The 24,525-nt window shown below is 68.7% G+C and carries 23 protein-coding genes; 9 read left to right on the forward strand and 14 right to left on the reverse strand.

What is annotated here, in order from left to right:
- Nucleotides 1–24: 24 nt before the first annotated feature.
- From EL288_RS01160 to EL288_RS01185, 6 genes are all read right to left on the reverse strand, one after another.
- A complete protein-coding gene (locus tag EL288_RS01160; RefSeq protein WP_126621882.1) occupies nucleotides 25–954 on the reverse strand; it encodes an electron transfer flavoprotein subunit alpha/FixB family protein in 930 nt (309 codons plus the stop codon).
- A complete protein-coding gene (locus tag EL288_RS01165; RefSeq protein ID WP_033469392.1) occupies nucleotides 954–1,703 on the reverse strand; it encodes an electron transfer flavoprotein subunit beta/FixA family protein in 750 nt (249 codons plus the stop codon). The genes EL288_RS01160 and EL288_RS01165 overlap by 1 nt, the downstream gene beginning before the upstream one ends.
- 23 nt (nucleotides 1,704–1,726) lie before the next feature.
- The gene (locus tag EL288_RS01170) at nucleotides 1,727–2,176 is read right to left on the reverse strand and encodes a MarR family winged helix-turn-helix transcriptional regulator (RefSeq protein ID WP_003815617.1); all 450 of its coding nucleotides are present in this window, start codon (nucleotides 2,174–2,176) and stop codon (nucleotides 1,727–1,729) included.
- A gap of 87 nt (nucleotides 2,177–2,263) precedes the next feature.
- Nucleotides 2,264–3,073, reverse strand: a complete 810-nt coding sequence (locus EL288_RS01175; RefSeq protein WP_003815614.1) for an enoyl-CoA hydratase/isomerase family protein — start codon at nucleotides 3,071–3,073, stop codon at nucleotides 2,264–2,266.
- 62 nt (nucleotides 3,074–3,135) lie between these two features.
- Nucleotides 3,136–5,154 (reverse strand): NADPH-dependent 2,4-dienoyl-CoA reductase, encoded by a 2,019-nt coding sequence (locus tag EL288_RS01180; protein WP_033473272.1) that lies wholly within the window; start codon nucleotides 5,152–5,154, stop codon nucleotides 3,136–3,138.
- 46 nt (nucleotides 5,155–5,200) lie between these two features.
- A complete protein-coding gene (locus EL288_RS01185; RefSeq protein ID WP_003815612.1) occupies nucleotides 5,201–5,971 on the reverse strand; it encodes an enoyl-CoA hydratase/isomerase family protein in 771 nt (256 codons plus the stop codon).
- Nucleotides 5,972–6,158: 187 nt separating this feature from the next.
- Here EL288_RS01185 and EL288_RS01190 point away from each other — a divergent pair, with 187 nt between their 5' ends.
- The 6 genes from EL288_RS01190 to EL288_RS01215 all read left to right on the forward strand — a co-directional run bounded on the left by EL288_RS01190 (nucleotide 6,159) and on the right by EL288_RS01215 (nucleotide 12,085).
- Complete coding sequence (locus tag EL288_RS01190) at nucleotides 6,159–7,133, forward strand: Bug family tripartite tricarboxylate transporter substrate binding protein (protein WP_003815611.1); 975 nt, start codon at nucleotides 6,159–6,161, stop codon at nucleotides 7,131–7,133.
- A 166-nt stretch (nucleotides 7,134–7,299) separates the two neighbouring features.
- A complete protein-coding gene (locus tag EL288_RS01195; RefSeq protein ID WP_003815610.1) occupies nucleotides 7,300–8,562 on the forward strand; it encodes a CaiB/BaiF CoA transferase family protein in 1,263 nt (420 codons plus the stop codon).
- Complete coding sequence (locus tag EL288_RS01200) at nucleotides 8,538–9,692, forward strand: acyl-CoA dehydrogenase family protein (RefSeq protein WP_003815609.1); 1,155 nt, start codon at nucleotides 8,538–8,540, stop codon at nucleotides 9,690–9,692. The genes EL288_RS01195 and EL288_RS01200 overlap by 25 nt, the downstream gene beginning before the upstream one ends.
- Nucleotides 9,693–9,712: 20 nt before the next feature.
- On the forward strand, nucleotides 9,713–10,186 hold the full coding sequence (locus tag EL288_RS01205) for a MaoC family dehydratase (RefSeq protein ID WP_161781423.1): 474 nt from the start codon (nucleotides 9,713–9,715) through the stop codon (nucleotides 10,184–10,186).
- A gap of 20 nt (nucleotides 10,187–10,206) precedes the next feature.
- Nucleotides 10,207–10,974 (forward strand): glucose 1-dehydrogenase, encoded by a 768-nt coding sequence (locus tag EL288_RS01210; protein WP_003815607.1) that lies wholly within the window; start codon nucleotides 10,207–10,209, stop codon nucleotides 10,972–10,974.
- A 58-nt stretch (nucleotides 10,975–11,032) separates the two neighbouring features.
- The gene (locus tag EL288_RS01215; protein ID WP_003815606.1) at nucleotides 11,033–12,085 is read left to right on the forward strand and encodes a Bug family tripartite tricarboxylate transporter substrate binding protein; all 1,053 of its coding nucleotides are present in this window, start codon (nucleotides 11,033–11,035) and stop codon (nucleotides 12,083–12,085) included.
- 59 nt (nucleotides 12,086–12,144) lie between these two features.
- Here the strand turns inward: EL288_RS01215 and EL288_RS01220 are convergent, their stop codons facing one another.
- Complete coding sequence (locus EL288_RS01220) at nucleotides 12,145–13,161, reverse strand: oxidoreductase (RefSeq protein ID WP_003815605.1); 1,017 nt, start codon at nucleotides 13,159–13,161, stop codon at nucleotides 12,145–12,147.
- Between the two features lie 123 nt (nucleotides 13,162–13,284).
- Here EL288_RS01220 and EL288_RS01225 point away from each other — a divergent pair, with 123 nt between their 5' ends.
- A complete protein-coding gene (locus tag EL288_RS01225) occupies nucleotides 13,285–14,067 on the forward strand; it encodes an IclR family transcriptional regulator (protein WP_003815603.1) in 783 nt (260 codons plus the stop codon).
- Here the strand turns inward: EL288_RS01225 and EL288_RS01230 are convergent.
- From EL288_RS01230 to EL288_RS01250, 5 genes are all read right to left on the reverse strand, one after another.
- Nucleotides 14,044–15,207 carry a CaiB/BaiF CoA transferase family protein gene (locus tag EL288_RS01230; protein WP_003815601.1) on the reverse strand — a complete coding sequence of 388 codons (1,164 nt, stop codon included), beginning with the start codon at nucleotides 15,205–15,207 and terminating at the stop codon, nucleotides 14,044–14,046. The genes EL288_RS01225 and EL288_RS01230 overlap by 24 nt on opposite strands.
- Nucleotides 15,207–15,644 (reverse strand): PaaI family thioesterase, encoded by a 438-nt coding sequence (locus EL288_RS01235; RefSeq protein ID WP_003815599.1) that lies wholly within the window; start codon nucleotides 15,642–15,644, stop codon nucleotides 15,207–15,209. Before EL288_RS01235 ends, EL288_RS01230 begins: the two co-directional genes overlap by 1 nt.
- A 214-nt stretch (nucleotides 15,645–15,858) precedes the next feature.
- Complete coding sequence (locus EL288_RS01240) at nucleotides 15,859–18,420, reverse strand: TonB-dependent siderophore receptor (RefSeq protein WP_230594844.1); 2,562 nt, start codon at nucleotides 18,418–18,420, stop codon at nucleotides 15,859–15,861.
- A gap of 103 nt (nucleotides 18,421–18,523) precedes the next feature.
- On the reverse strand, nucleotides 18,524–19,558 hold the full coding sequence (locus EL288_RS01245; RefSeq protein ID WP_003815596.1) for a FecR family protein: 1,035 nt from the start codon (nucleotides 19,556–19,558) through the stop codon (nucleotides 18,524–18,526).
- 1 nt (nucleotide 19,559) lies between these two features.
- Nucleotides 19,560–20,081: a sigma-70 family RNA polymerase sigma factor gene (locus EL288_RS01250; protein WP_225665899.1), complete on the reverse strand. Its 522-nt coding sequence runs from the start codon at nucleotides 20,079–20,081 to the stop codon at nucleotides 19,560–19,562.
- 282 nt (nucleotides 20,082–20,363) lie between these two features.
- Here EL288_RS01250 and EL288_RS01255 point away from each other — a divergent pair, with 282 nt between their 5' ends.
- Together EL288_RS01255 and EL288_RS01260 are read left to right on the forward strand one after the other, a co-directional pair.
- Complete coding sequence (locus tag EL288_RS01255) at nucleotides 20,364–21,983, forward strand: PepSY-associated TM helix domain-containing protein (RefSeq protein WP_015064860.1); 1,620 nt, start codon at nucleotides 20,364–20,366, stop codon at nucleotides 21,981–21,983.
- Nucleotides 21,984–21,988: 5 nt separating this feature from the next.
- On the forward strand, nucleotides 21,989–22,324 hold the full coding sequence (locus EL288_RS01260; RefSeq protein WP_225665898.1) for a DUF3325 domain-containing protein: 336 nt from the start codon (nucleotides 21,989–21,991) through the stop codon (nucleotides 22,322–22,324).
- Between the two features lie 9 nt (nucleotides 22,325–22,333).
- On the opposite strand, the gene mnmH is transcribed toward EL288_RS01260, so the two are convergent.
- A complete protein-coding gene (gene mnmH / locus EL288_RS01265; RefSeq protein WP_010927187.1) occupies nucleotides 22,334–23,440 on the reverse strand; it encodes a tRNA 2-selenouridine(34) synthase MnmH in 1,107 nt (368 codons plus the stop codon).
- The gene (gene selD / locus EL288_RS01270; RefSeq protein WP_003815585.1) at nucleotides 23,440–24,474 is read right to left on the reverse strand and encodes a selenide, water dikinase SelD; all 1,035 of its coding nucleotides are present in this window, start codon (nucleotides 24,472–24,474) and stop codon (nucleotides 23,440–23,442) included. Before selD ends, mnmH begins: the two co-directional genes overlap by 1 nt.
- Between the last annotated feature and the right edge of the window lie 51 nt (nucleotides 24,475–24,525).

The raw sequence follows: 24,525 nt of genomic DNA on the forward strand, positions 1-24,525 counted from the left end.
GGGGACAGGCGCCGAGCGCGCCGCTCAGAGCGCGCCGGTCAGTTCGGGCACGACCTGGAACAGGTCGCCCACCAGGCCGTAGTCGGCCACGCCGAAGATCGGCGCTTCCGGATCCTTGTTGATGGCCACGATGACCTTGGAGTCCTTCATGCCCGCCAGGTGCTGGATCGCTCCGGAGATGCCCACCGCCACGTACAGCTGCGGCGCCACGATCTTGCCCGTCTGCCCCACCTGCCAGTCGTTGGGCGCGTAGCCCGCGTCCACCGCCGCGCGCGAGGCCCCCTGCGCCGCGCCCAGCTTGTCGGCCAGCGGGTCCAGGATCTTGAAGTTCTCCGCGCTGCCCAGCCCGCGCCCGCCCGAGACCACCACCCGCGCGCCGGCGAGCTCCGGACGGTCGCTCTTGGCCACCTCCCGGCCCACGAAGCGCGACAGCCCCGAATCGGCCACCGCATCGAGCGCCTCGACCGCCGCCGACCCGCCCTGCGCGGCCACCGCGTCAAAACCGGTCGTGCGCACCGTGATCACCTTGACCGCATCGCCCGACTGCACCGTGGCGATCGCGTTGCCCGCGTAGATCGGCCGCTGGAACGTATCGGCCGACTCCACTCCGATGATGTCCGAGATCTGCGCCACATCCAGCCTGGCCGCCACCCGCGGCGCCACGTTCTTGCCCGAGGCCGTGGCCGCGAACAGAATGTGGCTGTACCCGCCGGCCACCGCCAGCACCTGCGCGGCCAGGTTCTCGGCCAGCCCCTCGGCCAGCTGCGGCGCATCGGCCAGCAGCACCTTGGACACCCCGGCCGCCTGCGCGGCCTGCTCGGCCACCGCCTGCGCGCCCGAGCCCGCCACCAGCACATGCACCTCGCCGCCCAGCCTGGACGCCGCGGCGATCGTGTTCAGCGTCGCGCCCTTCAGCTGCGCGTTATCGTGTTCGGCTATTACCAGCGTCGTCATCACACCACCTTCGCTTCGTTCTTCAGTTTGTCCACCAGCGTGGCCACATCAGGCACCTTGATGCCGGCCTGGCGCGCCGGCGGCTCGCTCACCTTCAGCGTCTTCAGGCGCGGCGCCGGATCCACCCCCAGATCCTGCGGGCTCACCGTCTCCAGCGGCTTCTTCTTGGCCTTCATGATGTTGGGCAGCGTCACGTAGCGCGGCTCGTTCAGCCGCAGGTCCGTGGTCACGATCGCCGGCAGATTCAGCGACAGCGTCTCCAGCCCCCCATCGACCTCGCGCGTCACCGTCACCTGACCATCGCCCAGCTCCACCTTGCTCGCAAACGTCGCCTGCGGCCAATCCAGCAGCGCCGCCAGCATCTGCCCCGTCTGGTTGGCGTCGTCGTCGATCGCCTGCTTGCCCAGAATCACCAGCTGCGGCTGCTCCTTGTCCACCAGCGCCTTGAGCAGCTTGGCCACCGCCAGCGGCTGCAGCTGCGCGTCGGTCTGCACCAGCACCGCGCGGTCCGCCCCGATCGCCATCGCCGTGCGCAGCGTCTCCTGGCATTGTGCGGCGCCGCAAGAAACCGCCACCACCTCCGCCACCGCGCCCTTCTCCTTGAGCCGCGTGGCCTCCTCGACCGCTATCTCGTCGAACGGGTTCATGGACATCTTCACGTTGGCGATGTCCACCCCCGTTTGATCCGATTTGACGCGCACCTTGACGTTGTAGTCGACCACGCGCTTGACTGGTACCAGTATTTTCATGGGATTTCCGTGATGGATGGGCCTCAGAGCCGCACTTCGGCGATGTCGTGCTGCAGGCGATTGAGGAAGTGCACGAAGGTCACGCTGTCGTCGAAGTGAAAGCTCTTCATGGCCTGTCTGTAGAACTCGTAGATATTGGGCTGGATCTCATCCCAGAAGCGTTGGCCGGCCGGCAGCAGGATGACCACGCGCGCGCGCCGGTCGTTCGGGTCCGGCACGCGCCGCACGTGGCCTTCGCGTTCGAGCCGCTTGAGTACGCCGTCCAGGCTTTGCCGGCTGACCACGAGGTAGTCGGCCAGTTCGCCGAAGGTCATGCCGCCGGCCGCCTGGGGCCGGGTGAGCGCGCCCAGCACCGCCCATTGCACGGTGCTGATGCCCAGCTCCTTGCCCGCCTGCCGCTGCAGGGAGTTGCCCAGCTGGAACAGACGGAAGAACAACCGATTGTGGATCTCGGCGCCGGATTTCCTAGCCACGATGTTGTCGCCTCTTGCTACGGATGAATGGTCCCGAGATTACCCGATCGGGCAGGTTCGGGACCGCCAGGATTTGATGCAAGGGTCTCAGAACGGCGTATCGGCGGGGAAGCGCGCCGGACGCTTCTGCAGGAACGCGTCCATGCCTTCCTTGCCTTCGGGGCTGGCCATGCCGATGAATTCCATCGCCAGCGAGGCGTCGAAGATCGGGCCGGCCTGGCGCAGCCAGTTGTTCAGCGCATGCTTGGTCCAGCGGATCGCGCCCGGCGCGCCGTCGGCCAGCCGCGACGCCAGTTCGACGGCCTTGCCTTCCACCTCGGCGTCGTCCAGCGCCAGCGAGATGAGGTTCATGCGCTCGGCTTCTTCGCCGGTGAAGCTGTCGGCGGTCAGCAGATAGTATTTTGCCTTGGCCATGCCGCACAACAGGGGCCAGATGATGGTGGCGTGGTCGCCCGCCGCCACGCCGATCTTCATGTGGCCGTCGGAGAAGCGCGCGTCCTTGGAGGCGATGGAGATATCGGCCAGGACCAGGCAGGCCAGGCCGGCGCCGACCGCCCAGCCGCGCGCGGCGCTGACGATGGGCTTGGAGCAGTTGATCATGCCGTACACGATGTCGCGCGCTTCCTTCATGGTCTGCATGCGCGTGTCGTAGTCGTCGGCGCCCTTGCGCTCGTGGTTGAGGTCGCCGCCGGCCGAGAAGGTCCGGCCCTCGCCGGTCAGGATGATGGCCGAGACGCTCGGATCGGCGTCCACGTCTTTCCAGATCTCGGATACTTCGCGGTGCATGGCGGCGTCCATGGCGCCCATCTTGAGCGGCGACGCCAGGGTGATGCGCAGCACGCGCGGGTGAGGCCGGTCGAATTTCAGGCGGGTATAGGAGGCGTAGCGGTCTGTCATGGTTTGGAGTTCCCGTGGTCGGAATGTGGAGAGATGCCGGTTTGCCGGCGCAATGCGGGGATTCAGAATGCGTGGGCCAGCTGCAGGGCTTCCTCGATGGCGCGCGCGGCGTCCAGTTCGGCGGCGTGGCGGGCGCCGCCGATGGCGGCCACGCGCATGCCGGAGCCGGCCAGGGCCTGGCTGAGTTCGTCCAGCGCGAGCTGGCCGGCACAGACGATGACGTCGTCCACCGGCAGCACGTGCGCGACGCCGTCGCAGGCGTACGCCAGGCCCGCGTCGCTGACGCCGTGGTAAGTGACGCCCGTGATCATCCGCACCCCGGCGCGGCGCAGGCGGCTCTTGAGTATCCAGCCGGTGCTCTTGCCCAGGCGCGCGCCGGGCTTGTCGTGGCCGCGTTGCAGCATGTGGATGAGACGGCGCGGCGGGGGCGTGGCGGGGTCGGCCAGGCCGCCCGGCTGGCGCAGCGACGCATCGATGCCCCAGTGGCGCTGGAAGCGCTCGGGCGATTGCGACTCGGCGGCGTCTCCCAGCAGGAATTCGGCGGTATCGAAGGCGATGCCGCCGGTCCCGATGATGGCCACGCGCTGGCCGATCTCGCGCCGGCCCGACAGCACCTCGTCGTAGAAGGCCACCTTGGGGTGGTCCAGGCCGTCGATGGCGGGCAGGCGCGGCGTCACGCCGGTGGCCACCACCACGGCTTCGTATTGCGCCTGGCGCAGCTGGTCGGCGGTGACGCGCGTGCCCAGCCGCACCGCGATATCCAGCTCGGCCAGCCGGCCGTGGAAGTACCGCAGCGTTTCGTCGAACTCGCGCTTGCCGGGTATGCGGCGCGCCAGGTTCAGCAGGCCGCCCAGGGTGTCGGCGGCTTCGTAAAGCGTGACCGCGTGGCCGCGTTCGGCGGCGTAGACGGCAAATGCCATGCCGGCCGCGCCGCCGCCGGCCACCGCGATGCGCCGGGGCGTGGCCGCCCGGCCGCGCGGGTAGTCCAGCTCGCGGCCCGCGCGCGGGTTGACCAGGCACGAGGCCGTGCGTTCGGTGAAGATGCGGTCCAGGCACGCCTGGTTGCAGGCGATGCAGCTGTTGATCCGTTCGGGCTGGCCCAGGCGGGTCTTGGCGGCGAACTCGGGATCGGCCAGCAGGGGGCGGGCCATCGAGACGAAGTCGGCCGCGCCGTCGGCCAGCAGGCGCTCGCCCACCTCGGGCGTATTGATGCGGTTGGACGCGATGACCGGGATCGATACCGCGTCCTTGATGTTGCGCACGGCGAATTCCCAGCCCGCCCGCGGCACCGACGCGGCGATGGTGGGAATGGCCGATTCGTGCCAGCCGATGCCGGTATTGAGCATGTCGACGCCGGCTTCCTGCAGGCGCCGCGCCAGTTGCGCGCTTTCGGCGCCGGTCATCCCGTCTTCGACCAGGTCGATGGCCGAGATGCGGTAGATCAGCAGGAAGTCCGGGCCGGCGGCGGCGCGCACGGCCCGCACGGTTTCGATCGGCAGGCGGATGCGGTTGTCGAAGCTGCCGCCGTAGGCGTCGTCGCGGGTATTGGTGCGCGCGCTGGCGAACTCGTTGAGCAGATAGCCCTCCGAGCCCATGATCTCGACGCCGTCGTAGCCGGCCTGGCGGGCCAGGCTGGCGGTATGGGCGATGGCCCGCACGGTGCGCGCGATGTCCTCGGGCGTCATGGCGCGCGGCACATGGGGGTTGATCGGCGCGCGTTGCGCCGTGGGGCCCACGCACAGCGGGTGTTTGGCGTAGCGGCCCGCGTGCAGGATCTGCAGCACGATACGCCCGCCTTCTTCGTGCACCGCCTGGGTGATGGCCTGATGCGGCGCCAGCTGCCCGGCATGCTCCAGCACGGGCGCGTCGTCTTCCATGCGGCCGGCCTGGTCGGGCGCGAAGCCGCCGGTGAGGATCAGGCCGACTTCGCCCCGGGCGCGTTCGCGGAAGAATTGCGCCAGCCGCGCCACCGGCTGGTCCAGCGTCTCGATGCGGGTATGCATGGCGCCCATGACCATGCGGTTGCGCAGCGCCAGAAAGCCGAAGTCGTAGGGTTCGAGCAGATTCCTGTAGGGGTGCATGGAGACTCCCGGATCACGGAGGACGGTGGTGGGCGCGGCGCGCGGCTCAGCGGTCGGTGAATACGGCCGGCCGCTTTTCCAGGAAGGCCGCCATGCCCTCGGCGGCATCCTGCGAGCGGGCGCACAGCGTGAACAGGTCGGCCTCGATGTCCAGGCCGGCCTGCAGCGTGCCGTCCAGGCCGCGGCGGATGGCTTCGCGCGCCATGGCCATGGCCACCTTGCCGTGCGCGGTGAACGGCGCCATGTAGGCGCATCCCAGTTCGGCCGGCGCGCCCGCGTCGACGATGCGGTTGAGCAGGCCGACGCGCAAAGCCTCTTCGGCGCCCACGACGCCGCCGGACAGGATCAGCTCGGCGGCGCGCGACGGGCCGATGAGGCGCGGCAGCCGCTGCGTGCCGCCATAGCCGGGAATCAGGCCCAGCTTGAGTTCGGGCAGGCCCATCCTGGCCTTGGCCGAGGCGATCCGGAAGGTGCAGGCAAGGGCCAGCTCCAGCCCGCCGCCGAAGGCGAAGCCGTGCACGACCGCCACGCTGGGCAGGGGCGATTGCTCGATGCGGTCGAAGGTGGACTGGGCCAGCCTGACATTGGCGCGATGCTGCGCGGGCGAGCGGGCCTGCAGCTGGGTGATGTCGGCGCCGGCGCAGAACGCCTTGTCGCCCGCGCCGGTGAACACCATGCCGCGGCAGTCCGAGGCCTCGATCCGGTCGAGCGCCGCATTCAGGTCGGCCAGCATCTGCTCGTTCAGGGCGTTCATGGCCTGGGGCCGGTTCAGTTCGATGACCGCGAGCTGGTCGCGGAAGGTCGTGAGCACAGTCATGGTTGTCTCCGGGTTCGGGATTTATATCAACATCATGATGCAATAAGGCGACGCTTGTAAAGGGAAAAGTTTGTCCTCGCCGCAAGCTGGAACATATAATAATGAACATCGTTCGTAAAGATGAACGATTTGGCGATGGCGGGCCATGCCGCCGGGCCAACGACAAACACATATCGAGGAGACCACCATGAAGCTGTCGCGCCTGCTTGCCGCCGCATTGATCGGCGGGCTGATGCTAGCCCCTGCCCTGGGCACGGCCCAGGAGACGTTCCCGGCCAAGCCCATCCGCGTCATCGTGCCGTTTGCCCCTGGCGGCGCCACCGATCAGGTGGCGCGCCTGCTGGCCACCCGGGTATCCGGCCAGCTCGGCGTGCCGGTGGTGGTGGAGAACCGCCCCGGCGCCAACGGCAATATCGGCGCCGAGGCAGTGGCCCAGGCCACGCCCGACGGCTACACCCTGCTGCACAGTACGTCGGCGCTGGGTTTCACGGCCGCATTCGGCCAGAAAGTCGCCTACAGGCTGGACCAGGACCTGGCCCCCGTTTCCCTGCTGATCGACCAGCCGCTGCTGGTGATGGCCAGCAAGCCGCTGGGGGTGACGAACGTGCAGCAGCTCAAGGACTACGCCGCCCGGCACCCCGGCAAGCTGAACTATGGGTCTTCCGGCACGGGCAATCTCACGCACCTGGCCATGTTCGTGCTGCTGCAGGCCGCCGGGATCGAAGCCACCCACATCCCGTACAAGGGCGGCGCCGGCGCCTTCCCCGATTTCATTGCGGGACGGCTGGACCTGTTCGCCGATCCCATCAATTCGGCCTATCCGTACGTGCGCGACGGGCGGGTCGTGGCGCTGGCGGTGACGGGCGCGCAACGTTCGCCGCTGCTGCCCGATGTGCCGACCGCCTCCGAGGTGATCCTGCCCGGTTTCCAGATGGGCGCCTGGCAGGCGTTGATGGCGCCGGCCGGCACGCCGCCGGCGGTGATCGCCCGGATCAACGATGCCTACGTGCAGGCCCTCAACGATCCCAAGGTGGCGGCCCAGCTGGCCTCGCAGGGCGCGGTGCCCAAGGCCACGTCGCCGGGCGATTTCCAGGTCTTCCTGCAGGCCGAGATCGAACGCTGGCGCAAGGTGGTGCAAACCTCGGGAATCAAGCTGGACTGAGGCGGCGAGGCCGGGGTTTCGACGCCGACGTGCGCCCAAATATGTCATGATCATGATGTATTTGGGCAAAAAAAGCACAGAAATCCGTTGTCTGCGCCGGCTCCGTTATATAGAATAATAAACACTGTTCGTAAATATGAACGCCATTTCAACGAAGGCAGGACCTATGTCCGGATCTCTTTCCCATGTGCGCGTCCTGGATCTGACGCGGGTGCTGGCCGGCCCGTGGTGCACGCAAATGCTGGCCGACCTGGGCGCGGACGTGATCAAGGTCGAGCGGCCGGTGCTGGGCGACGATACCCGCCATTGGGGGCCGCCGTGGATCGAGAACGACGACGGCGAGCGCGTCGGGGATTCCGCCTATTTCACCTCCGCCAATCGCAACAAGCGGTCCATCGCCATCGATATCGCCACGCCCCAGGGCCAGGCGCTGGTGCGCGAGCTGGCGCTGCAATGCGACGTGCTGGTGGAGAACTACAAGGTGGGCGACCTGGCGCGCTACGGCCTGTCCTACGCCGACCTGCGCGAGCTCAACCCGCGCCTGGTCTATTGCTCGATCACGGGCTACGGGCAGGATGGCCCTTATGCACACCTGCCCGGCTACGACTTCATCTTCCAGGGCGAGGGCGGGCTGATGAGCATCACGGGCGAGCGCGACGACAAGCCGGGCGGCGGGCCGATGAAATCGGCCATCGCGGTGGCCGACGTGCTGACCGGCCTGAACGCCACCATCGGCATCCTGTCGGCCATCGAAAGCCGCCATGCCACGGGCGTGGGCCAGCATATCGATGTGGCGCTGCTCGACACCGTGGTCAACTTCGGCGCCAACCAGATCGCCAGCTATTTCGCCAGCGGCGCGATTCCGCGCCGCTGGGGCAACGAGCACCCCAACCTGGCCCCGTACCAGACCTTCCCGACCGCGGACGGCCACATCATCATCGGCTGCGGCAACGACGGGCAATACCGCCGGCTGTGCGAGCTGATCGGCTGCCCCGAGCTGGCCCTCGATGCGCGCTTTGCCGACATGCCGGGCCGCAACGTGAACCGCGCCGCGCTGGTCGAGGCGCTGGAGGCGCGCTTCCGTACCCAGCCGTCGCGGCACTGGCTGGACCTGCTGGCCAATTCGGAAGTGCCCAACGGCTCGATCAACAACTACGCGCAGGTCTTCGAGCATCCGCAGGTGGTCCACCGCGGCATGCGCGTGGACATGCCGCATCCCGGCGGCACGACGGTGGGCATGGTGGCCAATCCCATCCGCCTGTCCGGCACGCCGGTCCAGTACCGCCATCCGCCTCCGCTGCGGGGCCAGCACACCGCCGAAGTGCTGGCGTCGCTGCTGCACAAGTCCGGCGCCGACATCGAGGCGCTGGAGGCGGCAAGAATCATCGAGACCAGGAATCATCCATGCACGACAGCCAGTACGCACTGAACGACGACCAGAAGCAGATCCAGGACCTCATCCGGCGCGTCGCGCGCGAACGGGTCGCCCCGCGCGCCAACGACATCGACAGCACGGCCGAGTATCCGCACGACATGTTCGCGCTGCTCAAGGAGCTGGGCCTGTTCACCCTGCCGTTTCCCGAGCAGTACGGCGGCGCCGGCAGCATGCTGTCGGCCTGCCTGGCCATCGAGGAGTTCGGCCGCGTTTGCTACAACACCGCGTACCTGCTGCTGGTGCAGTGGGTGCCGTTCGGCGCCATCCTGCACGGCGGCACCGAGGAGCAGAAGGCGCGCCTGCTGCCGGGGCTGGCCAGCGGCGATCTGCGCGGCGCCTTCTCCACCACCGAGGCGCAGAGCGGCTCGGACGTCAGCGGCATCAAGACGCGCGCCGAGAAGACGGACGGCGGCTTCGTCCTCAACGGCGCCAAGATCTGGTGCACCAATTCGGACATCGCCGATTTCATCCTGGTCGCGGCCAAGTACCGCGAGCACGACAAGGACGGCATCAGCCTGTTCATCGTCGAGCGCGGCGCGCCGGGCCTGCAGGTGGGCCGCAAGGAAGAAAAAATGGGCGCGCGCGGCGTGCCGTCCTGCCCGCTGTTCCTCGACAACGTCTTCGTGCCCGAGGCCAACATGCTGGGCGGCGGTTTCAAGGCCGTCATGGAAGCCTTCAACGCCAGCCGTCCGCTGATCGGGGCGCGCGGCGTCGGGCTGGCGCAGGGCGCGCTGGACCATGCCATCGAGTTCGTGACCAACCGCGCGGCGTTCGGCCAGCAGGTCAGCGACTTCCAGGGGGTGCGCTGGATGCTGGCCGATATGGCGATACAGACCGAGGCGGCGCGCCATCTCGTCTACCGCGCCGCTTCGCTGGTCGACAGCGGCGCGCCGGCGGCCGCGCTGGCGCCGGTGGCCGCCATGGCGAAGTGCTTCGCCAGCGACACCGCCATGAAAGTCGCCACCGACGCCGTGCAGCTGTTCGGCGCGGCGGGCATTTCGTCGGAGTATCCGATCAACCGCTATTTCCGCGACGCCAAGGTGCTGCAGATCATCGAGGGCACCAACCAGATCCAGCGCAACATCATCTCGAACAGCCTGCTCGGCCGTCCGAACCGGAAGTGACCATTCATAAGGAGACCGCCATGAATCACGAAGAAATCGAAACCGTAGGCCTGGGGATGTATTTCGAAGACCTGCCGGTGGGACGCAGGTTCAAGACGCTGGGGCGCACCATCCAGGACGCCGACGTATGCGCCTTCATCAACTGCATCCACATGACCGAGGTGCTGTTCACCGACATGGAGTTCGTCAAGAACGAATCCGACATCAAGGGACGTTTCGCGCCGGGCTCGTTCGTCTACGGGATTTCCGAAGGCCTGCTGACGCAGTCCACCATGCAGAAGACCGGCTACGCCTTCCTCAACATGGAGCTGGACATGAAGGGGCCGGCCTTCGTCGGCGACACCATCCACGTCGAGTGCGAAGTCATCGAGGCGCGCCTGTCCAACAGCCGGCCGGGCCGCGGGCTGGTGCGCACCTTCAACAAAGTGGTCAAGCAGGATGGCACGGTGGTGATGACGTACACGCCGCTGCGCATGATCAAGTGCCGCGGCTAGGCCGCAACAGGAGACAGGCAATGAAAGGATTGAAAGAGAAAGTCGTGATCGTCACCGGCGGCTGCGGCGGCATCGGGGCGGCGCTGTGCGAGCGTTTCGCGCAGGAAGGGGCCAAGGTCGCGATTTTCGACTTGAACGCCGAGGGCGCCGGGCAGGTTGCCGGGCGCATCCAGGCCGAGGGCGGCGTGGCCGCCTCCTATGGCGTGGATATCACCGACTACCCGGCCGTCGCGGCCGCCGTGGCCCGGGTCGAAAGCGAGCTGGGCCCGGTCGACGTGCTGGTCAACAACGCCGGCTGGGACCACGCCGCGCGGTTTCTCGATACCGAGCCGCCGCTGTGGGACAAGATCGTCAATATCAACCTGAAGGGACCCATCAACCTGCACCACGCGGTGCTCAAGGGCATGGTGGCGCGCGGCCAGGGCAGCATCGTCAACGTGTCTTCCGACGCGGGGCGGGTCGGCTCGTCGGGCGAGTCGGTCTACTCGGCGTGCAAGGGCGGGATCATCGCGTTCACCAAGACGATCGCCCGCGAAGTGGCGCGCAAGCACATCAACGTCAACGTGGTCTGCCCGGGGCCGACCGACACGCCGCTGTTTCGGGATTTCGCCGGCGAGGGCGAGAGCGGCGCCAAGCTGCGCAACGCGCTGGAGAAGGCCATTCCGTTCGGACGCCTGGGCCAGCCCCAGGACGTGGTGGGCGCCGTGTGCTTCCTGGCTTCGGAGGACGCGGACTTCATCACCGGCCAGGTGCTGTCGGTATCGGGCGGCTTGACCATGGCGGGCTAGATCCCGCCGGTACAACAGGGCGCGCGGCGCCCGTCATCCAAGCAAACAGGAGATAGACATGGTTCAGTGCAAGCAGTCTTGCATGGGGGTTGTTGCGTCCACGGCGCGCGGCGCACGCCGCGGTTTCGTCAGGCTGGCGGGCGCCGTCGCCGGGACGGCGATGCTGGCCATCCTGGCCGGCGGCGCGACGCCGGCCAGCGCGGCATCGGACGGCTATCCGGCCAAGCCCGTCAAGATCGTCCTCGGGTTCTCGGCCGGCGGCGGCACCGACGCCATTGCGCGTACGCTGGCCAAGCACATGGCCAATACGCTGGGCGCCAACGTGCTGATCGACAACAAGCCGGGCGCCAACGGCAACATCGCCGCCGAGGAAGTCAGCCGGGCCGCCAACGACGGCTACACGCTGCTCTACAACACCTCGTCGATCGCATCGAGCCCGGCGCTCTACAGCAAGCGCCTGTCGTACGACGTGACCCGCGACCTGACGCCGATCGCGCTCACGGCGAGCCTGCCCATCGTGCTGGTGGTGCCGACCAAGTCGCAGTTCAAGACCGTCGAGGAACTGGTGGCGTACGCCAAGGCCAACCCGGGCAGGCTGAACTACGCCTCGGCGGGCAACGGCAACGTGACCCACCTGGCATCGCTGTCGTTCGAGGACGCGGTCGGCATCAAGGGCACGCACATTCCGTACAAGGGCGAGGCGCCCGCGCTGGTCGACCTGATGGCCGGCATGGTGGACTACTACTTCGCCACCTCGGCGGGCGCCATCCCGGCGGTCAAGTCGGGCCGCCTGAGGGCGTTGGCGGTGGCCACCAAGGAGCCGCTGGAAACCTTGCCGGACGTGCCCACGCTGGACGCCACCGTGGCGCCGGGGCTGGAGCTGGCGGCCTGGTCGGGGCTGATGGCGCCGGCGGGCACGCCGGCCGAGGTGGTTGCCAAGCTCAACGGCGCGGTCGGCAAGGCGCTGGCGGACCAGGACGTGCTGGCGTTCTTCGCCAACCAGAGCGCCCAGGCGACGCCTTCCACGCCGCAGGAGTACGACGTGTTCCTGCGCAAGGAAATCGACGGGCTGGCCAAGGTCATCAAGGGATCCGGGCTGACGCTGGATTGACGCGGGGGGCGTCCATGCCCACTGCGGCGGGCCGCGCCATGGGCGCGGCCCGCGCCGTTTCAGGCCGACAGGTCCACCACGGTGCGGCCTGTCGTCTGGCCGTCGAGCATGCGCCGCAGCTGGGCGGCCACCTCCTCCAGCCCGATGGCGCGCACCTGTTCGAGCGCGCGGCGCGGTTTGAGGTCGCCGGCCAGCCGCTGCCACAGCGCGGTTTCCTGGTCGATGTAGTAGCTCAGGTTCACGCCGATCAGGCGCACGCCGCGCAGGATGAACGGCAGCACGCTGGTGGTCAGCGTGTTGCCGGTCACGTTGCCGTAGCTGGCCACGCAGCCCCTGGGCATGAGCGAGCGCACGATCAGGTCCAGGTGCGGGCCGCCCAGGGCGTCGAGCGCGGCCGCCCAGCGGGCCGGCTCCAGGGGCTTGCCGTTGTCCGCCAGGTCGGCGGGGGCGAGGATGGCGCCGGCGCCCACGGCGCGCAGGTAGTCGTGCTGGTCCGCCTTGGCGCTGACCGCGGTGACCGCATGCCCCAGGCCGGACAGCATTTCGATACCCATGCTGGAGACGGCGCCGGTCGCGCCGTTGACCAGGACCTCGCCATGTGCGGGCCGGCAGCCCGCTTCCTGCAGCAGATGCACCGCCAGCGCGGCGGTGTAGCCGGCAATGCCCAGCGCGGCCGCGTCGCGCAGGGTCATGCCGGCGGGCAGGCGGATCGCCCAGCCGGCCGGCACGCGCAGGTATTGCGAGAAGCCGCCGTCATGATCCACGCCGAAGCCGCCGCCCAGGATGGCGACTTCGTCGCCCTCGCGAAACGCGGGGTCGCGCGAGGCCACCACCCAGCCGGAGGCGTCGCTGCCGATCACGCGCGGGAATTTGCGGATGACCTTGCCGTAATCGGTGGTGGCCAGCGCGTCCTTGTAGTTGATGCCGGCGTAGGCCGTGCGTATGACCAGGTCGCCGGGCGACAGGTCGTCCAGTTTCAGGCGCGCCAGGCCCGCGCTGATGTGCGTGTCGCGGCGCACCTGGAACGCGTCGAACGCGCCGTCCGCGGGCATGCCGCCGTGGGATGTCGAATGCATGGTCTGCTCCTTTCCGTTGTCGTGTTCCATCGTGTATTCCATTCAAACCGCGCCCTGTTTGCGGGTATCATTCATAAATATGAACGCAATGCATGGGCACTTTCCGCCCGATCCGACTCATCCATGAAAACCCCTTCCATCGTCACTTCCGAGCCTCGTTCCCTGCTGCGTATCCTTGGCATTTTCGAAGTGCTGGCCCATCGGGCCGGCGGGGTGACGCTGGCCGAATTGAGCGCCGCACTCGAGGCGCCCAAGAGCAGCCTTTTGCTGCTGCTGCGGCCGCTGGTGGCGCACAAGTACCTGGTGCATGCGTCCGGGCGCTATGAGCTCGGGCCCTCCATCTTCAAGCTGTCGGCCGAAGTCCTGGCCAGCGCCGGCATTACCCGCATCCTGCGGCCGTACATCGAGCAACTGGCGGCGCGCTGCGAAGAAAGCGTGTTCCTGGCGCTGATCGACAAGGAAGCCAAGACCGTCACCTATGTGGATGGCATCGACAGCCGGCAGGCCATCCGATATTCGGTGCCCATCGGCACGCAGCGCCCGCTGCACGTATCGGCCGCCGGCAAGGTGCTGTTTGCGTTCCAGGACCTGGCCTGGCAGAAGAAGTACCTCAAGACGGTAAAGCTCAAGCCGATGACCAGCAAGCCGCTGCCGGACCGGGCGGCCTTCGAGGTCCAGCTGCAGGAGATCCGCGAGGCGGGCGTGGCCGTGAGCATCGGCGAGGCGGTGGCGGGGGCGTCGGGCATTGCCGCGCCGGTCGTCAAGGCGGACGGCACGGCCAGCTACGCCTTCATGATCGCCGCGCCCAGCGACCGGTTCGTGCAGTCGCTGCCCGCATTGCGCAGCCTGCTGCTGGAAGTGGCGGGCGAGGCCTCGGCCACGCTACGCCACATGCCCGGCGGCTGACGCGCCGGCCAGCCGTTCGCGCCACTGCGCCTGTTCCGCCGGCGCCAGCCACGGCGCCAGCGCCGCCGCGTCGGTGGCGGGGCCGGCGGCCTCGGGCGGCGTGGGCCGGGCCGGCGCCGTGCGCGAGAAGCGCGGCGCCGGCGCCGGCTGCGTGACGCCGTCGATGTCCACCAGGACCTCGCGCTCGCGGATATGCGGATGCCCGGCGACCTGGTCCAGCGGCAGCACCGGCGCCACGCAGACGTCGGCCGTGCCCAGCAATTCGCACCACTGCGCCTGGGTACGGGTCTTGAAGCGCTCGGCCAGGATCGCCCGCGCGCGCGGCCAGCCTTCGCGGTCGGCCTGGCGGCCCAGCCATTCGCGGTCGATCTCCATCAGTTCGAGCAGCCTGTCGTGGAACTTGCGTTCCAGCGGCGCGACCGATACCCACAGGCCATCGGCGCATTCGTAGACGTCGTAGAAATAGGCGCCGGAATCCAGCAGATTGGCGCCGCGTTCGCTGTTCCACAGGCCGGCGGCCTGCAGGCCGAACAGCGCTGTCGCCAGCGAGGCGGCGCCATCGACGATGGCGGCATCGACCACTTGCCCCTGGCCCGATTGGCGCGCCTCGATGATGCCCGCCAGCACGCCCAGCGCGAGATACAGCGCGCCGCCGCCGAAATCGCCCACGACGTTCAGCGGCGGCGTGGGCGGCTGCCCCGCGCGGCCGATGGCGTGCAGCACGCCGGTCAGGCCGATGTAGTTGAGGTCGTGGCCGGCCACCTGGGCCAGCGGCCCGGTCTGGCCCCAGCCGGTCATGCGGCCGTACACCAGGCGCGGATTGCGTTGCAGGCAGTCCTGCGGACCCAGCCCCAGTCGTTCGGTCACGCCCGGCCGAAAGCCTTCGAGCAGGGCGTCGGCGCCCTCGACCAGGCGCAGGACGAAGTCGCGCGCCGCCGGCTGCTTGAGGTCCAGCGCGACGGCCTTGCGGTTGCGCAGCAGCAGGTTGAACTTGAGCGGCCGCTCGATGCCGAGCGAGGCAGGTTCGGGACGGTCGATGCGCAGCACCGTCGCGCCCAGGTCGGCCAGCAGCATGGCGGCCATCGGGCATGGCCCGATGCCGGCCAGTTCGATGATCTTGATTCCTTGCAGCGGACCCATCACGCCGCTCCTTGGGCGGCGCCCGGCTGGGGGGCGCGTATCAGGTAGAGCGCGCGTCCGCTGGCGACGAGGTTGCCGTCCATGTCCAGCACCCGGGCATGCGCGGTGGCAAAACGCTTGCCGAAGTGGATGACCTGGCCTTCGGCGCGCAAGTCGCCGGGCGTGGCCACGCGGTGGTAGTCGACGTGCATGTCCATGGTGGGCACGGGGTGGCCGGTCTTGAGCGCGACCGCGTAGTCGCCGGCGGCGTCGACCAGCGTGGCGAGAATGCCGCCATGGGTGGAGCGGATCTCGGGGCTGGAGATCAGTTCCTCCCGCCATTTGATGCCCAGCACGATGCCTTGCTCGCCCGCTTCCAGCACGGACATGCCCAGCCAGCGGTTGAATGGACTGCGGTTGACGAAGCGGCTTGCCATTTCTAATGCCGTGGAGCTCATCGGAATCCCGTATAGCGTGTAGTGCTGCGGCGGGCGCCAGGTCCGGGACCGGTCGCGCCACGCGGGATTGCCGGGTCGATGAAGGCTGGCCGCCGCCTGGCGGCCGCACGCGCGCGTGCGGAGGAACATCGTTCATAATAATGAACGATGTTCATAAATTTAACTTTCGGCGGCGCGAACTGTCAAGGGACGGCGCGGGGGCGCCGATTGATTGTCAGAACGACAGCTGGGCGTTGAGCATGGCGCGGCGCTCATTGCCCCACACGATGGTGGTGCCGTTGGCGAACCGGTTGCGGTCGTAGTAGGTCTTGTTGAACAGGTTCTTGATGTTGAGCTGCAGCTTGAGGTCCATGCCGTTGGCCAGGGTATTGGCGTAGAACACGCCTACGTCGACGATGCCGTAGCCGGGGTTGTAGTCGGTGCGCGAGTACGGGTTGTAGTAGGTGCCCACGGCCGGGTCGCGCCAGGCGTTGTGGCTCTTGCTCCAGGCGCGCAGCCCGACGGCCACGTGCGCGGTGCCGTAAACGGGATCCTGGTAGACGCGAAACTTGTTCCACAGCGCCAGGTTGTGCGCCGGCATGTTGGGCTTGCTGCGGCCCTGCGAGAACGGATCCTCGGTGTCGACGTATTCGGTCTTGAGGTAGGCGTACGAGAGCGAGGCGGCCCACCAGTCGGTGATCAGCCCGGACAGTTCCAGCTCCAGGCCCTGCGAGCGCTCCAGCCCGGACAGGCTGGTGCGGCAATCGCCGCTGCCGTCGGTGGTGCCGGGCGTGCCGGGCGCGGGCGCGGCCAGCGGATCGCATTGCCCGTCCGGTTGCGCCGACATGGGCATGTTCTTCTTGTCGATGCGAAACAGCGCCGCGGTCAGCATGGCGCGCGAGTCGAACAGGTCCTGCTTGAAGCCGATCTCGTATTGCTTGCCCTCCTGCGGCTTGGTGATGTACGAGCCGCTCATGTCCAGCAGGTTGAGTTCGTTGGGGTAGAACGATTCGCCGTAGCTGGCGTAGACCGTGGTGCTCGGAGTGAGATCGTGCATCAGGGCGATGCGCGGCGACCACTTGCTGATCTTGTTGCGCTGCGCGTTGTCGGGCGGGCGGCTGTCGAATTGCGCCCATCCCATGGCCAGCAGCAGGCGCGTCTTCTCGTCGGGAAGGTGCAGCATGTCCTGGAAATACAGGTTCAGGTCATTGCGTTTGGTGGCGGCGGCCAGTGGGTCTTCCCAGATGCGGTCCTGGTAGTGCCAGTTGCCGTAGTCGGGGTCGAAGATGTTCAGCGGGCCGGGCGTGTAGGGCTGGCCCGGCCGAGAGTCGGCGGCCACCTGCCGTCCGCTGGAGCGCGTCTGGGTGTGGCCGTAGCCGGCGCCGGTCAGCCAGTCGTGGCGGAATGCGCCGGTGTAGGCCTTGCCGCTGAGGTCCAGGCCGAACGACCAGTTCCGGTCGCGGGCCTGCCGGCCGCTGACATAGCGCTGCACATTGCCGTCGGCGTCGGGGCCGTTGCCCGCGCCGTTGACGCGGGTGTTCTGCCACCACTGCTTGCTTTCCTGGTAGTTGGCGTAGGCGTTGAGGTTGAAGCGCTCGCTGGGCCGCCACCTGGCGTCCCATAGCAAAGTGTCGGTTTCGGTGACCGCGCGGTCGTTGAGGCTGCCCCAGAAGAAGTCGCGCGGCACCGGATAGTACTGACCGTAGTACGGGCTGTTCCGGTTGCTGATGCGCATGTTGTTCTCCTGCTCCGGCACGGCCTCCATTTCCATGCGTTCGTAGGTCAGCGTGGTGTCGAAGCGGGAGCTGGGTGCGTATGTCAACGCTGCCAATACGCTCTTGGGCTCCTGGAAGATGTGATCCTGGTCGTCCACCGTGTGCGTGTAGCTGCCGACCAGCCGGTACAGCAGCGTATCGTCCTGGTTCAGCGGGCCGGTCATGTCGACCATGGACCCGTACGACCCCTTGCTGTCGGTGCGGCCCACGATGGTGTAGGCGGCCTGCGCCTGGGGGCGCTTGTAGGTGTAGTTGACGATGCCGCCCGGTTCGGCCGCGCCGTAGTAGAGCGCGGCGGGGCCGCGCAGCAGTTCGACGCGCTCCAGGCTGTCGGGGCTGCGCGCCGCCGACGCGGAGCTGTAGGTGCGCTGGCCGTTGATCAGCAACTGGCCGGCGCCGCCGGTTGAGAAGCCGCGCACGTTGATGGAGCGCGACATGCTCTGGCCGATGTCGCCATTGCCGCTGGTCGTGGTCACGCCGGCGAAGCCTTCGAGCGTGTCGTAGATGTTGGCGTCGCCGCGTTCCATGATCAGTTCCTGGCTGGCCTGGTTGATCGTGAACGGCGTCTGGCGCGGCGGCAGCGAAGTCTTGGTGGCGATCGAGGTGGGCGTGTCGGCGATATAGGCCGGCAGGTTGTCGCCCGACACCGTGACGGGCATGAGCTGTGCGACTTCCTGTTGCCGCACCGTGGCGACTTGCCCGCGCAGGCTGTAGGCGAGATTGCTGCCCGACAACGCCTGGCGCAAGGCTTGCTCGGATGTCATCACGCCGCGTATGGCGGGCGCCTGGAAATGCTCGACCTGGCGCGGGTCGAAGGCGATGGACAATGCCGTGCGGCGGTTCAGTTCTATCAGCGCCTGACCCAGCGGCTGGGGCGCCATGTCGAAAGACAGCGGCTGCTCCAGCGCCTGGGCCGGCTGCGCGCTGGCCACGCCGGGCGGCAGCCAGGCGTGGGCCAGGATTGCCGCGAGCGCGGCGGCCCGCCAGTGCGTACGCATGCGCGCGGCGCGTGCAAGGGGCATGTCGCCCGTTCGGACCTGCATCGAGTTCTCCCTTCCCGGATATGGCTTAATGGAAGGAAGACAAGCGAGCGTCGCAAATCCTGATATTGAGATTCGTTATTGTTCAAGGACGGCTGCGCGCCGAGATGGTGAGCGTGCGCCCGGTGCGCACGACGTCGACGGCGAGGATCTCGGGCAGCGCCTGCAGGGAGTTGGCTACGTCGTTCAGTTGCACCGCCAGCGTGATCGGCAGGCGGGCCGCGGCCGGATCCACGTGCACGGTCCAGTCGCCGCGTCGGGTGATCGCCTGCGCGACCTCGCCCAGCGTCCGGTTGTCGAATACCAGCCGGTTGTGGCGCCACGCGGCGACCTGGTTCACGCCGATCGGGCGCACTGCGTCGAAACGCGACTGCCGCAACCGCACGGACTGGCCGGTCAGGAGTTCGACACCAGCCGGGCTTTCCGGCGCGGCAATGCGTACGTGGCCGCGCGCCACATTGACCAGCAAGCCATCGGCCAGGCGCTGGACTTCGAAGGCGGTGCCCAGGACGTGCACTTCGCCGGCCGGGGTGCGGATCAGGAAGGGGCGCTGCGAATCGCGCGCCACGTCGAAGAATGCGGCGCCCGATTCGAGTACGACCTCGCGCCGCGCATCGTCGTACGCCACCGTGAGCGTCGTGCCCACGTCCATGTCGACGCGGGTTCCGTCGCGCATCCGCAGCGCGGCGGTCTGTTCCAGCGGCGTGTCGAACTGGCGTGCGCCCAGCAGCGAGAAGTCCGCGTAGGTGTGCGCCTGCCAGGCCAGGCCGCCGATCGTGGTCACGACCAGCACCAGGGCCAGCGCACAGGCCGCGCGCCACGCGCCCCGATGGCGCCGCGTGCCCGGCCGCGTTGCGAGGTAGTGCGTCTGCAGCGGCGCCAGCCGGGCCCAGTCTCGGGCGCAGGCGTCATAGGCCGGGCGGTGCCGCGGGTCCTGTTCGAGCCAGTTCCGAAAGCGCGCCTGCAGCGGCGCGCGGTCCGGATCGTCGGCGCCGGTCTCGCGCAGCGCGAGATACCAGCGCATCGCTTCGTCGTCGATGGCGGGGTCGCGGGGTTCGGGCGGAGAGGGCGGACCGGTACGCACGTCGAAGGGGCGGGATATCTGGCGGCGGCAGTGCATGTTATGCGACCGGGCGCTCTTCGTTCAAGGCGGCGCGGCAGGCGCCCATGGCGCGGATCACGTGTTTCTCGACCATGTTGCGGCTGATCCCCAGGCGCGCGGCGATTTCCGCCTGCGCCAGGCCCTCGAAGCGGTACAGCACGAACACTTCGCGGCAGCGCGGCGGCAGTGCGTCGATGGCGGCCATGACGCGTCCCAGCGCCTGGCGGTCGGCGCAGATGCGGGCGGGGTCAAGCGCGGCCGATGCTTCGTCGCCCGACAGGGCAAGCTGGCCATGGACGCGGTTCTCGACGCTGTTGCGCGCGCTGCCGTTGTAGGCGATGTTGAGCGCGGCGCGATACAGGTAGCCGGGCAGGTTGACCAGGCTGGCCGCCGCGGGACGGTCGAGCATGCGCGCGTAGGCCTCCTGCACGAGATCCGGCGCCGAGTGCTGGCCGCCCACACGCGCGGCGACGGCGCGCTGGACGGCCGACAGGCATTCCTTCAGCGACGTCCAACCCTGGCCAGGGCCTGGCGTTTCCAATTCTCCACCCATCCCGTGTTGATTTTTGAGAATAATAACAAATCTCATTAATAATTGTCCGACAGAGCCAATCGCATGGCGCACGTCAGGATGCGCGAGGTTTGCCTGTCTATAGCGCATATGGGTCCCGACCAGCGCGGGCCTGTCCATCGCCGCCGCCGGCCCCATGGCAGGGCGCGTGCATATTCACGAACCGGTACGACCAGCCCGTATGCATTCCTTTTCCGCTTTCCCGCCAGGACGGCCTGTCCTGGCGGCCTGCCCGCTCGCCGGGGAGGCGCCATGAGGCCCGACGGCAAGACGGAAGGGCTGCGCCAGGCCATGTCCTGGCTGCACACCTGGTCCGGCCTGCTCCTGGGCTGGCTGTTGTTCGCCATCTTCCTGTTGGGCACGCTCAGTTACGTGCGCGACGAGATTTCGGTATGGATGAAGCCCGAGGTGCACGGCTCGCAGCCCGACGGACAAACCGCGGCCCGGGCCGTTGCCGCGCTGGCCACGATGGCGCCCGACGCGCTGTCATGGACCGTCGCGCTGCCTACCGCGCGCGATCCGGCCGCGCATGTGTCGTGGCGCGATCCGGGCGCGGCGGCGGGCAAGGCGGGGCTGCGGCGCGCGGTCCTGGATGCAGGCAGTGGCCAGGCGATACAGGTGCGCGAAACCCGTGGCGGCGACTTCCTCTACCGCTTCCATTTCGAGCTGTACGGCATGCCGCGCATCTGGGCGCGCTGGCTGGTGGGCGCGGCCACGCTGTTCATGCTGGTGGCCATCGTCAGCGGCGTGATCACCCACAAGAAGATCTTCAGCGACTTTTTCACGTTCCGCCCCGGCAAGGGGCAGCGCTCGTGGCTGGATGGGCACAATGCGACGGCGGTGCTGGCGCTGCCGTTCAACTTCCTGATCACGTTCAGCGGCTTGCTGCTGCTGATGTACCAATTGATGCCGGCGGCGGTGGACGCCGCCTATCAGGGCGATACGCGGGCGTTCTTCAACGAGCGCCGGGCCGCGCCGCCACCGCCGGCCGTTGCGCTCCGGGGGCAGGGGATGGCTGCACCCTCGCCGCCGGCGCTGCAGGCCATGCTGGACGACGCGGCGCGACTGTGGCCGGCCAGTCCCGTCGGTACCATCACGGTGGACCGGCAGGGCGGTTCAGCGAATTGGGTGGAACTGCGCGAATCGCATGGGCAGAGTCTGACCGATCGGGGCGTGGCGCGGCGCGCCGTCTACGACGTCGCGACTGGCCAGCGCCTGCAGGTCCCGCCCGCGCCGCGGCCCAGCGCCGCCAGTGCCGTCTACAACGTGTTCACCAGCCTGCACCTGGGCCGCTTCGCCGACCCCGGCGTGCGCCTGCTGTTGCTGGTGTCCGGTCTCGTGGGCAGTTTCATGGTGGCAAGCGGCATGGTGCTGTGGGTGGTCAAGCGCCTGCCCGAGCGCCGGAAAACCGGCATCACGCCGCGCGGCCATCGCGTCGTGGAAATCCTGAACGTGGCCGGGCTGGGCGGGCTGTGCCTGGCGGTGGCCGGCTATTTCTGGTTCAACCGCCTGTTGCCGGCGGGAATGGCCGCGCGCGCCGATTGGGAGGTCGGGGGCTTTTTCGTCTTGTGGGCCGCCAGCCTGGCGCATGCCTGCCTGCGCACGCACCGGCGCGCCTGGGTGGAGGTGCTGGGCGCCAGCGGTCTGGCCTTGGCCTTGCTGCCCTTGTTGAATGCCATGACGGGCGGCGCCGGGCTGGCCGAGAGCATGGGTCGGGGATTGTGGTCGGTGGCGGGCTTCGATCTGGCGGCGCTTGCCGTCGGCGCGTTGCTGGCGTTCATCGCCGTCAAGGTGGCGCGCCACGGCACGGTCGCGCGCGCGGCCGGGCAGCGCCTCCCGGCGGCGGCCCGGGCCGTGGCGCGGGCGAGGTGACGGCCATGGGCATGATGGGAATCGGCCTGGGCTGGGCCTTCGCCGCGTTCGTGGCTCTGGCGCTGGCCATGCCGCGGCATCAGGAGCAGATGCTGGGGCGCGAGCTGGCCACGTCGGCGGCATGGGGCTGGCGGCTGGCCGGCGTTGCCGGCCTGGCGGCGGCGCTGTGGGCCTGCCTGCAGGCGTGGTCGCCGTCGCTGGCGCTGGCGGTGTGGCTGGGGGTGTTGACGATCGCCGCCATGCTGGTTGGCTGGCTGGCGGCCTACCGGCCGCGCCTGCTGGTGTATGCCGCTGCGCCGGCCGTGCTGGCCGGCGCCGTGGCGCTGGCGTGGCGGGGCTAGCCGCGCCGGCTACGGAAGCGCCCGGCCTGGCCCGCGCAGGTAGTCCAGCACTTCCTGGTGGTCGCCGGTGAAGACGATGCGCGCCGCCTTGGCCTGGCGCTGGTACGCGTACATGGGATCGTAGTACTCGGTCAGCAGCGGTTCGATCCAGGCGCGGTGGGCGTCGACGCTGCCGTCGCCGGCCTGTCGGGCCAGGGCTTCGTCCATGAGCGCGGCCAGCCGCCGGTGGCGTTCGCCGCCCAGGCGCCGGGCGATGTTGTCCAGGCTCTGGCGCAGCCGCGCGGCGTACAGGCCGAAGCCGTCCTGCTCGCCATGCAGGGCGGTGAACTCGCCGCACAGGTCGATGACGTAGTCGCGCAGGATGCGCTGCACGCGGGCAGGCTGCGTGTCTTCCAGCCAGACCACGGGGTAGCGCTGCATGCCCTGGTACAGGCCGAACGGCAGGCTGCAGCTGCCGATGGCCTGGCTTTCGTCCTCCACCACGAACTGCCGGCAGCCGGCGGCGCGCTTCTTCAGGATGTCGATGGCCAGGCGGTTGTCGAAGTCGATCTGCGCCGGCTGGCCGGTGGCGTGCTTGCCGAAGCTGGAGCCCCGGTGATGGGCGTGCGCTTCGAGGTCCAGGCCATGGTCCAGCTGGCGCAGCACGTCGGTCTTGCCGGTGCCGGTCATGCCGCCCAGCACCACGAAGCCGCATTCGGCGATGGCCTGCTCGATGGTTTCCAGCAGGAAGCCGCGCATGGCCTTGTAGCCGCCGATGACGCGCGGGTAGGCGATGCCGGCTTCTTCCCTGAGCCAGGCCTGGCTGATCTGCGAGCGCAGCCCGCCGCGAAAGCAATACAGGTAGCCCTCGGGATGGGCTTGCGCGAACGCCGCCCAGGCGGCGACGCGCTCGGCCTTGACCGCGCCGCTGACCAGGCGATGGCCCAGCGCGATGGCGGCGTCCTGCCCCTGTTGCTTGTAGCAGAGCCCGACCTTGTGCCGTTCGGCGTCGCTCATCAGCGGCAGGTTGACCGCGCCGGGAAAGGCGCCCTTGGCGAATTCGACCGGCGCGCGGGTGTCGAGCAAGGGCGCGTCGCCCAGGAAGAGCGCGCGGAAATCGCGCGTGTCCGCGCGCATCAGAGCACTTCGACGGCGTAGGGGCGCTGCGCGACCAGTTCGCCGATCGGTTCCAGGCGCAGGCCCAGTTCGCCCGCGGCCGCCAGGAACTCGGCTTCGCCGGCCGGCTCCACCGCCACCAGCAGGCCGCCGCTGGTCTGCGGGTCGCACAGCAGGTCGACGCGATCCTGGGGCAGGGGCGCGATGCGCGCGCCGTAGCTGTCGAAATTGCGGCCGGTGCCGCCGGGCACGCAGCCCTCGGCCAGATAATGTTCGACGCCGGGCAGGCGCGGCACCTTGGCGTATTCGATGCGCGCGCTCACGCCGCTGCCGTCGGCCATCTCGACCAGGTGGCCCAGCAGGCCGAAGCCGGTGACGTCGGTCATGGCCTTGACGCCGGCCAGGGCGCCGAAACGGCTGCCGGGCTTGTTCAGGGTGCACATCCAGTCGCGTGCCAGGTTGACGTCTTCGGGACGCAGGCGCGATTTCTTCTCGGCGGTGGTCAGGATGCCGATGCCAAGCGGCTTGGTCAGGTACAGCCGGCAGCCGGCGGTCGCGGTGTCGTTGCGCTTGAGACGAGCCTTGTCCACCACGCCGGTCACCGCCAGTCCGAAGATCGGTTCGGGGGCGTCGATGGAGTGCCCGCCGGCCAGGGCGATGCCGGCCTCGTCGCAGGCCGCGCGGCCGCCGCGCACCACTTCGCGCGCGACTTCGGGCGGCAGCACGTTGACCGGCCAGCCCAGGATGGCGATGGCCAGCAGCGGATCGCCGCCCATGGCGTAGATGTCGCTGATGGCGTTGGTGGCGGCGATGCGGCCGAAGTCGAACGGGTCGTCGACGATGGGCATGAAGAAGTCGGTGGTCGAGACAACGCCGCGCTGGTCGTCCAGGGCATAGACCGCGGCGTCGTCGCGCGAGGCATTGCCGACCCACAGCCGGGGATCGAGGTTCTGCGCGCCGCTGCCGGCCAGGATGATTTCCAGCACCTTGGGCGAGATCTTGCAGCCGCAGCCGGCGCCGTGGCTGTACTGGGTGAGGCGGACCGGAGTGTTCATGATGCTTCCGTAATGACGGGACCAGAGGATTCTAATCCAGCCATGCCTCGC

The organism is Bordetella bronchiseptica (assembly GCF_900636925.1).
Classification (GTDB): Bacteria; Pseudomonadota; Gammaproteobacteria; order Burkholderiales; family Burkholderiaceae_B; genus Bordetella; species Bordetella pertussis.

Excerpts from the sequence above, each read along its gene's own strand:
- EL288_RS01160 (WP_126621882.1), bottom strand. The coding sequence starts at position 954 with ATGACGACGCTGGTAATAGCCGAACACGATAACGCGCAGCTGAAGGGC.
- EL288_RS01165 (WP_033469392.1), bottom strand. The coding sequence starts at position 1,703 with ATGAAAATACTGGTACCAGTCAAGCGCGTGGTCGACTACAACGTCAAG.
- EL288_RS01175 (WP_003815614.1), bottom strand. The coding sequence starts at position 3,073 with ATGACAGACCGCTACGCCTCCTATACCCGCCTGAAATTCGACCGGCCT.
- EL288_RS01180 (WP_033473272.1), bottom strand. The coding sequence starts at position 5,154 with ATGCACCCCTACAGGAATCTGCTCGAACCCTACGACTTCGGCTTTCTG.
- EL288_RS01185 (WP_003815612.1), bottom strand. The coding sequence starts at position 5,971 with ATGACTGTGCTCACGACCTTCCGCGACCAGCTCGCGGTCATCGAACTG.
- EL288_RS01190 (WP_003815611.1), top strand. The coding sequence starts at position 6,159 with ATGAAGCTGTCGCGCCTGCTTGCCGCCGCATTGATCGGCGGGCTGATG.
- EL288_RS01195 (WP_003815610.1), top strand. The coding sequence starts at position 7,300 with ATGTCCGGATCTCTTTCCCATGTGCGCGTCCTGGATCTGACGCGGGTG.
- EL288_RS01200 (WP_003815609.1), top strand. The coding sequence starts at position 8,538 with ATGCACGACAGCCAGTACGCACTGAACGACGACCAGAAGCAGATCCAG.
- EL288_RS01205 (WP_161781423.1), top strand. The coding sequence starts at position 9,713 with ATGAATCACGAAGAAATCGAAACCGTAGGCCTGGGGATGTATTTCGAA.
- EL288_RS01210 (WP_003815607.1), top strand. The coding sequence starts at position 10,207 with ATGAAAGGATTGAAAGAGAAAGTCGTGATCGTCACCGGCGGCTGCGGC.
- EL288_RS01215 (WP_003815606.1), top strand. The coding sequence starts at position 11,033 with ATGGTTCAGTGCAAGCAGTCTTGCATGGGGGTTGTTGCGTCCACGGCG.
- EL288_RS01220 (WP_003815605.1), bottom strand. The coding sequence starts at position 13,161 with ATGCATTCGACATCCCACGGCGGCATGCCCGCGGACGGCGCGTTCGAC.
- EL288_RS01225 (WP_003815603.1), top strand. The coding sequence starts at position 13,285 with ATGAAAACCCCTTCCATCGTCACTTCCGAGCCTCGTTCCCTGCTGCGT.
- EL288_RS01230 (WP_003815601.1), bottom strand. The coding sequence starts at position 15,207 with ATGGGTCCGCTGCAAGGAATCAAGATCATCGAACTGGCCGGCATCGGG.
- EL288_RS01235 (WP_003815599.1), bottom strand. The coding sequence starts at position 15,644 with ATGAGCTCCACGGCATTAGAAATGGCAAGCCGCTTCGTCAACCGCAGT.
- EL288_RS01240 (WP_230594844.1), bottom strand. The coding sequence starts at position 18,420 with ATGCCCCTTGCACGCGCCGCGCGCATGCGTACGCACTGGCGGGCCGCC.
- EL288_RS01245 (WP_003815596.1), bottom strand. The coding sequence starts at position 19,558 with ATGCACTGCCGCCGCCAGATATCCCGCCCCTTCGACGTGCGTACCGGT.
- EL288_RS01255 (WP_015064860.1), top strand. The coding sequence starts at position 20,364 with ATGAGGCCCGACGGCAAGACGGAAGGGCTGCGCCAGGCCATGTCCTGG.
- EL288_RS01260 (WP_225665898.1), top strand. The coding sequence starts at position 21,989 with ATGGGCATGATGGGAATCGGCCTGGGCTGGGCCTTCGCCGCGTTCGTG.
- mnmH (WP_010927187.1), bottom strand. The coding sequence starts at position 23,440 with ATGCGCGCGGACACGCGCGATTTCCGCGCGCTCTTCCTGGGCGACGCG.
- selD (WP_003815585.1), bottom strand. The coding sequence starts at position 24,474 with ATGAACACTCCGGTCCGCCTCACCCAGTACAGCCACGGCGCCGGCTGC.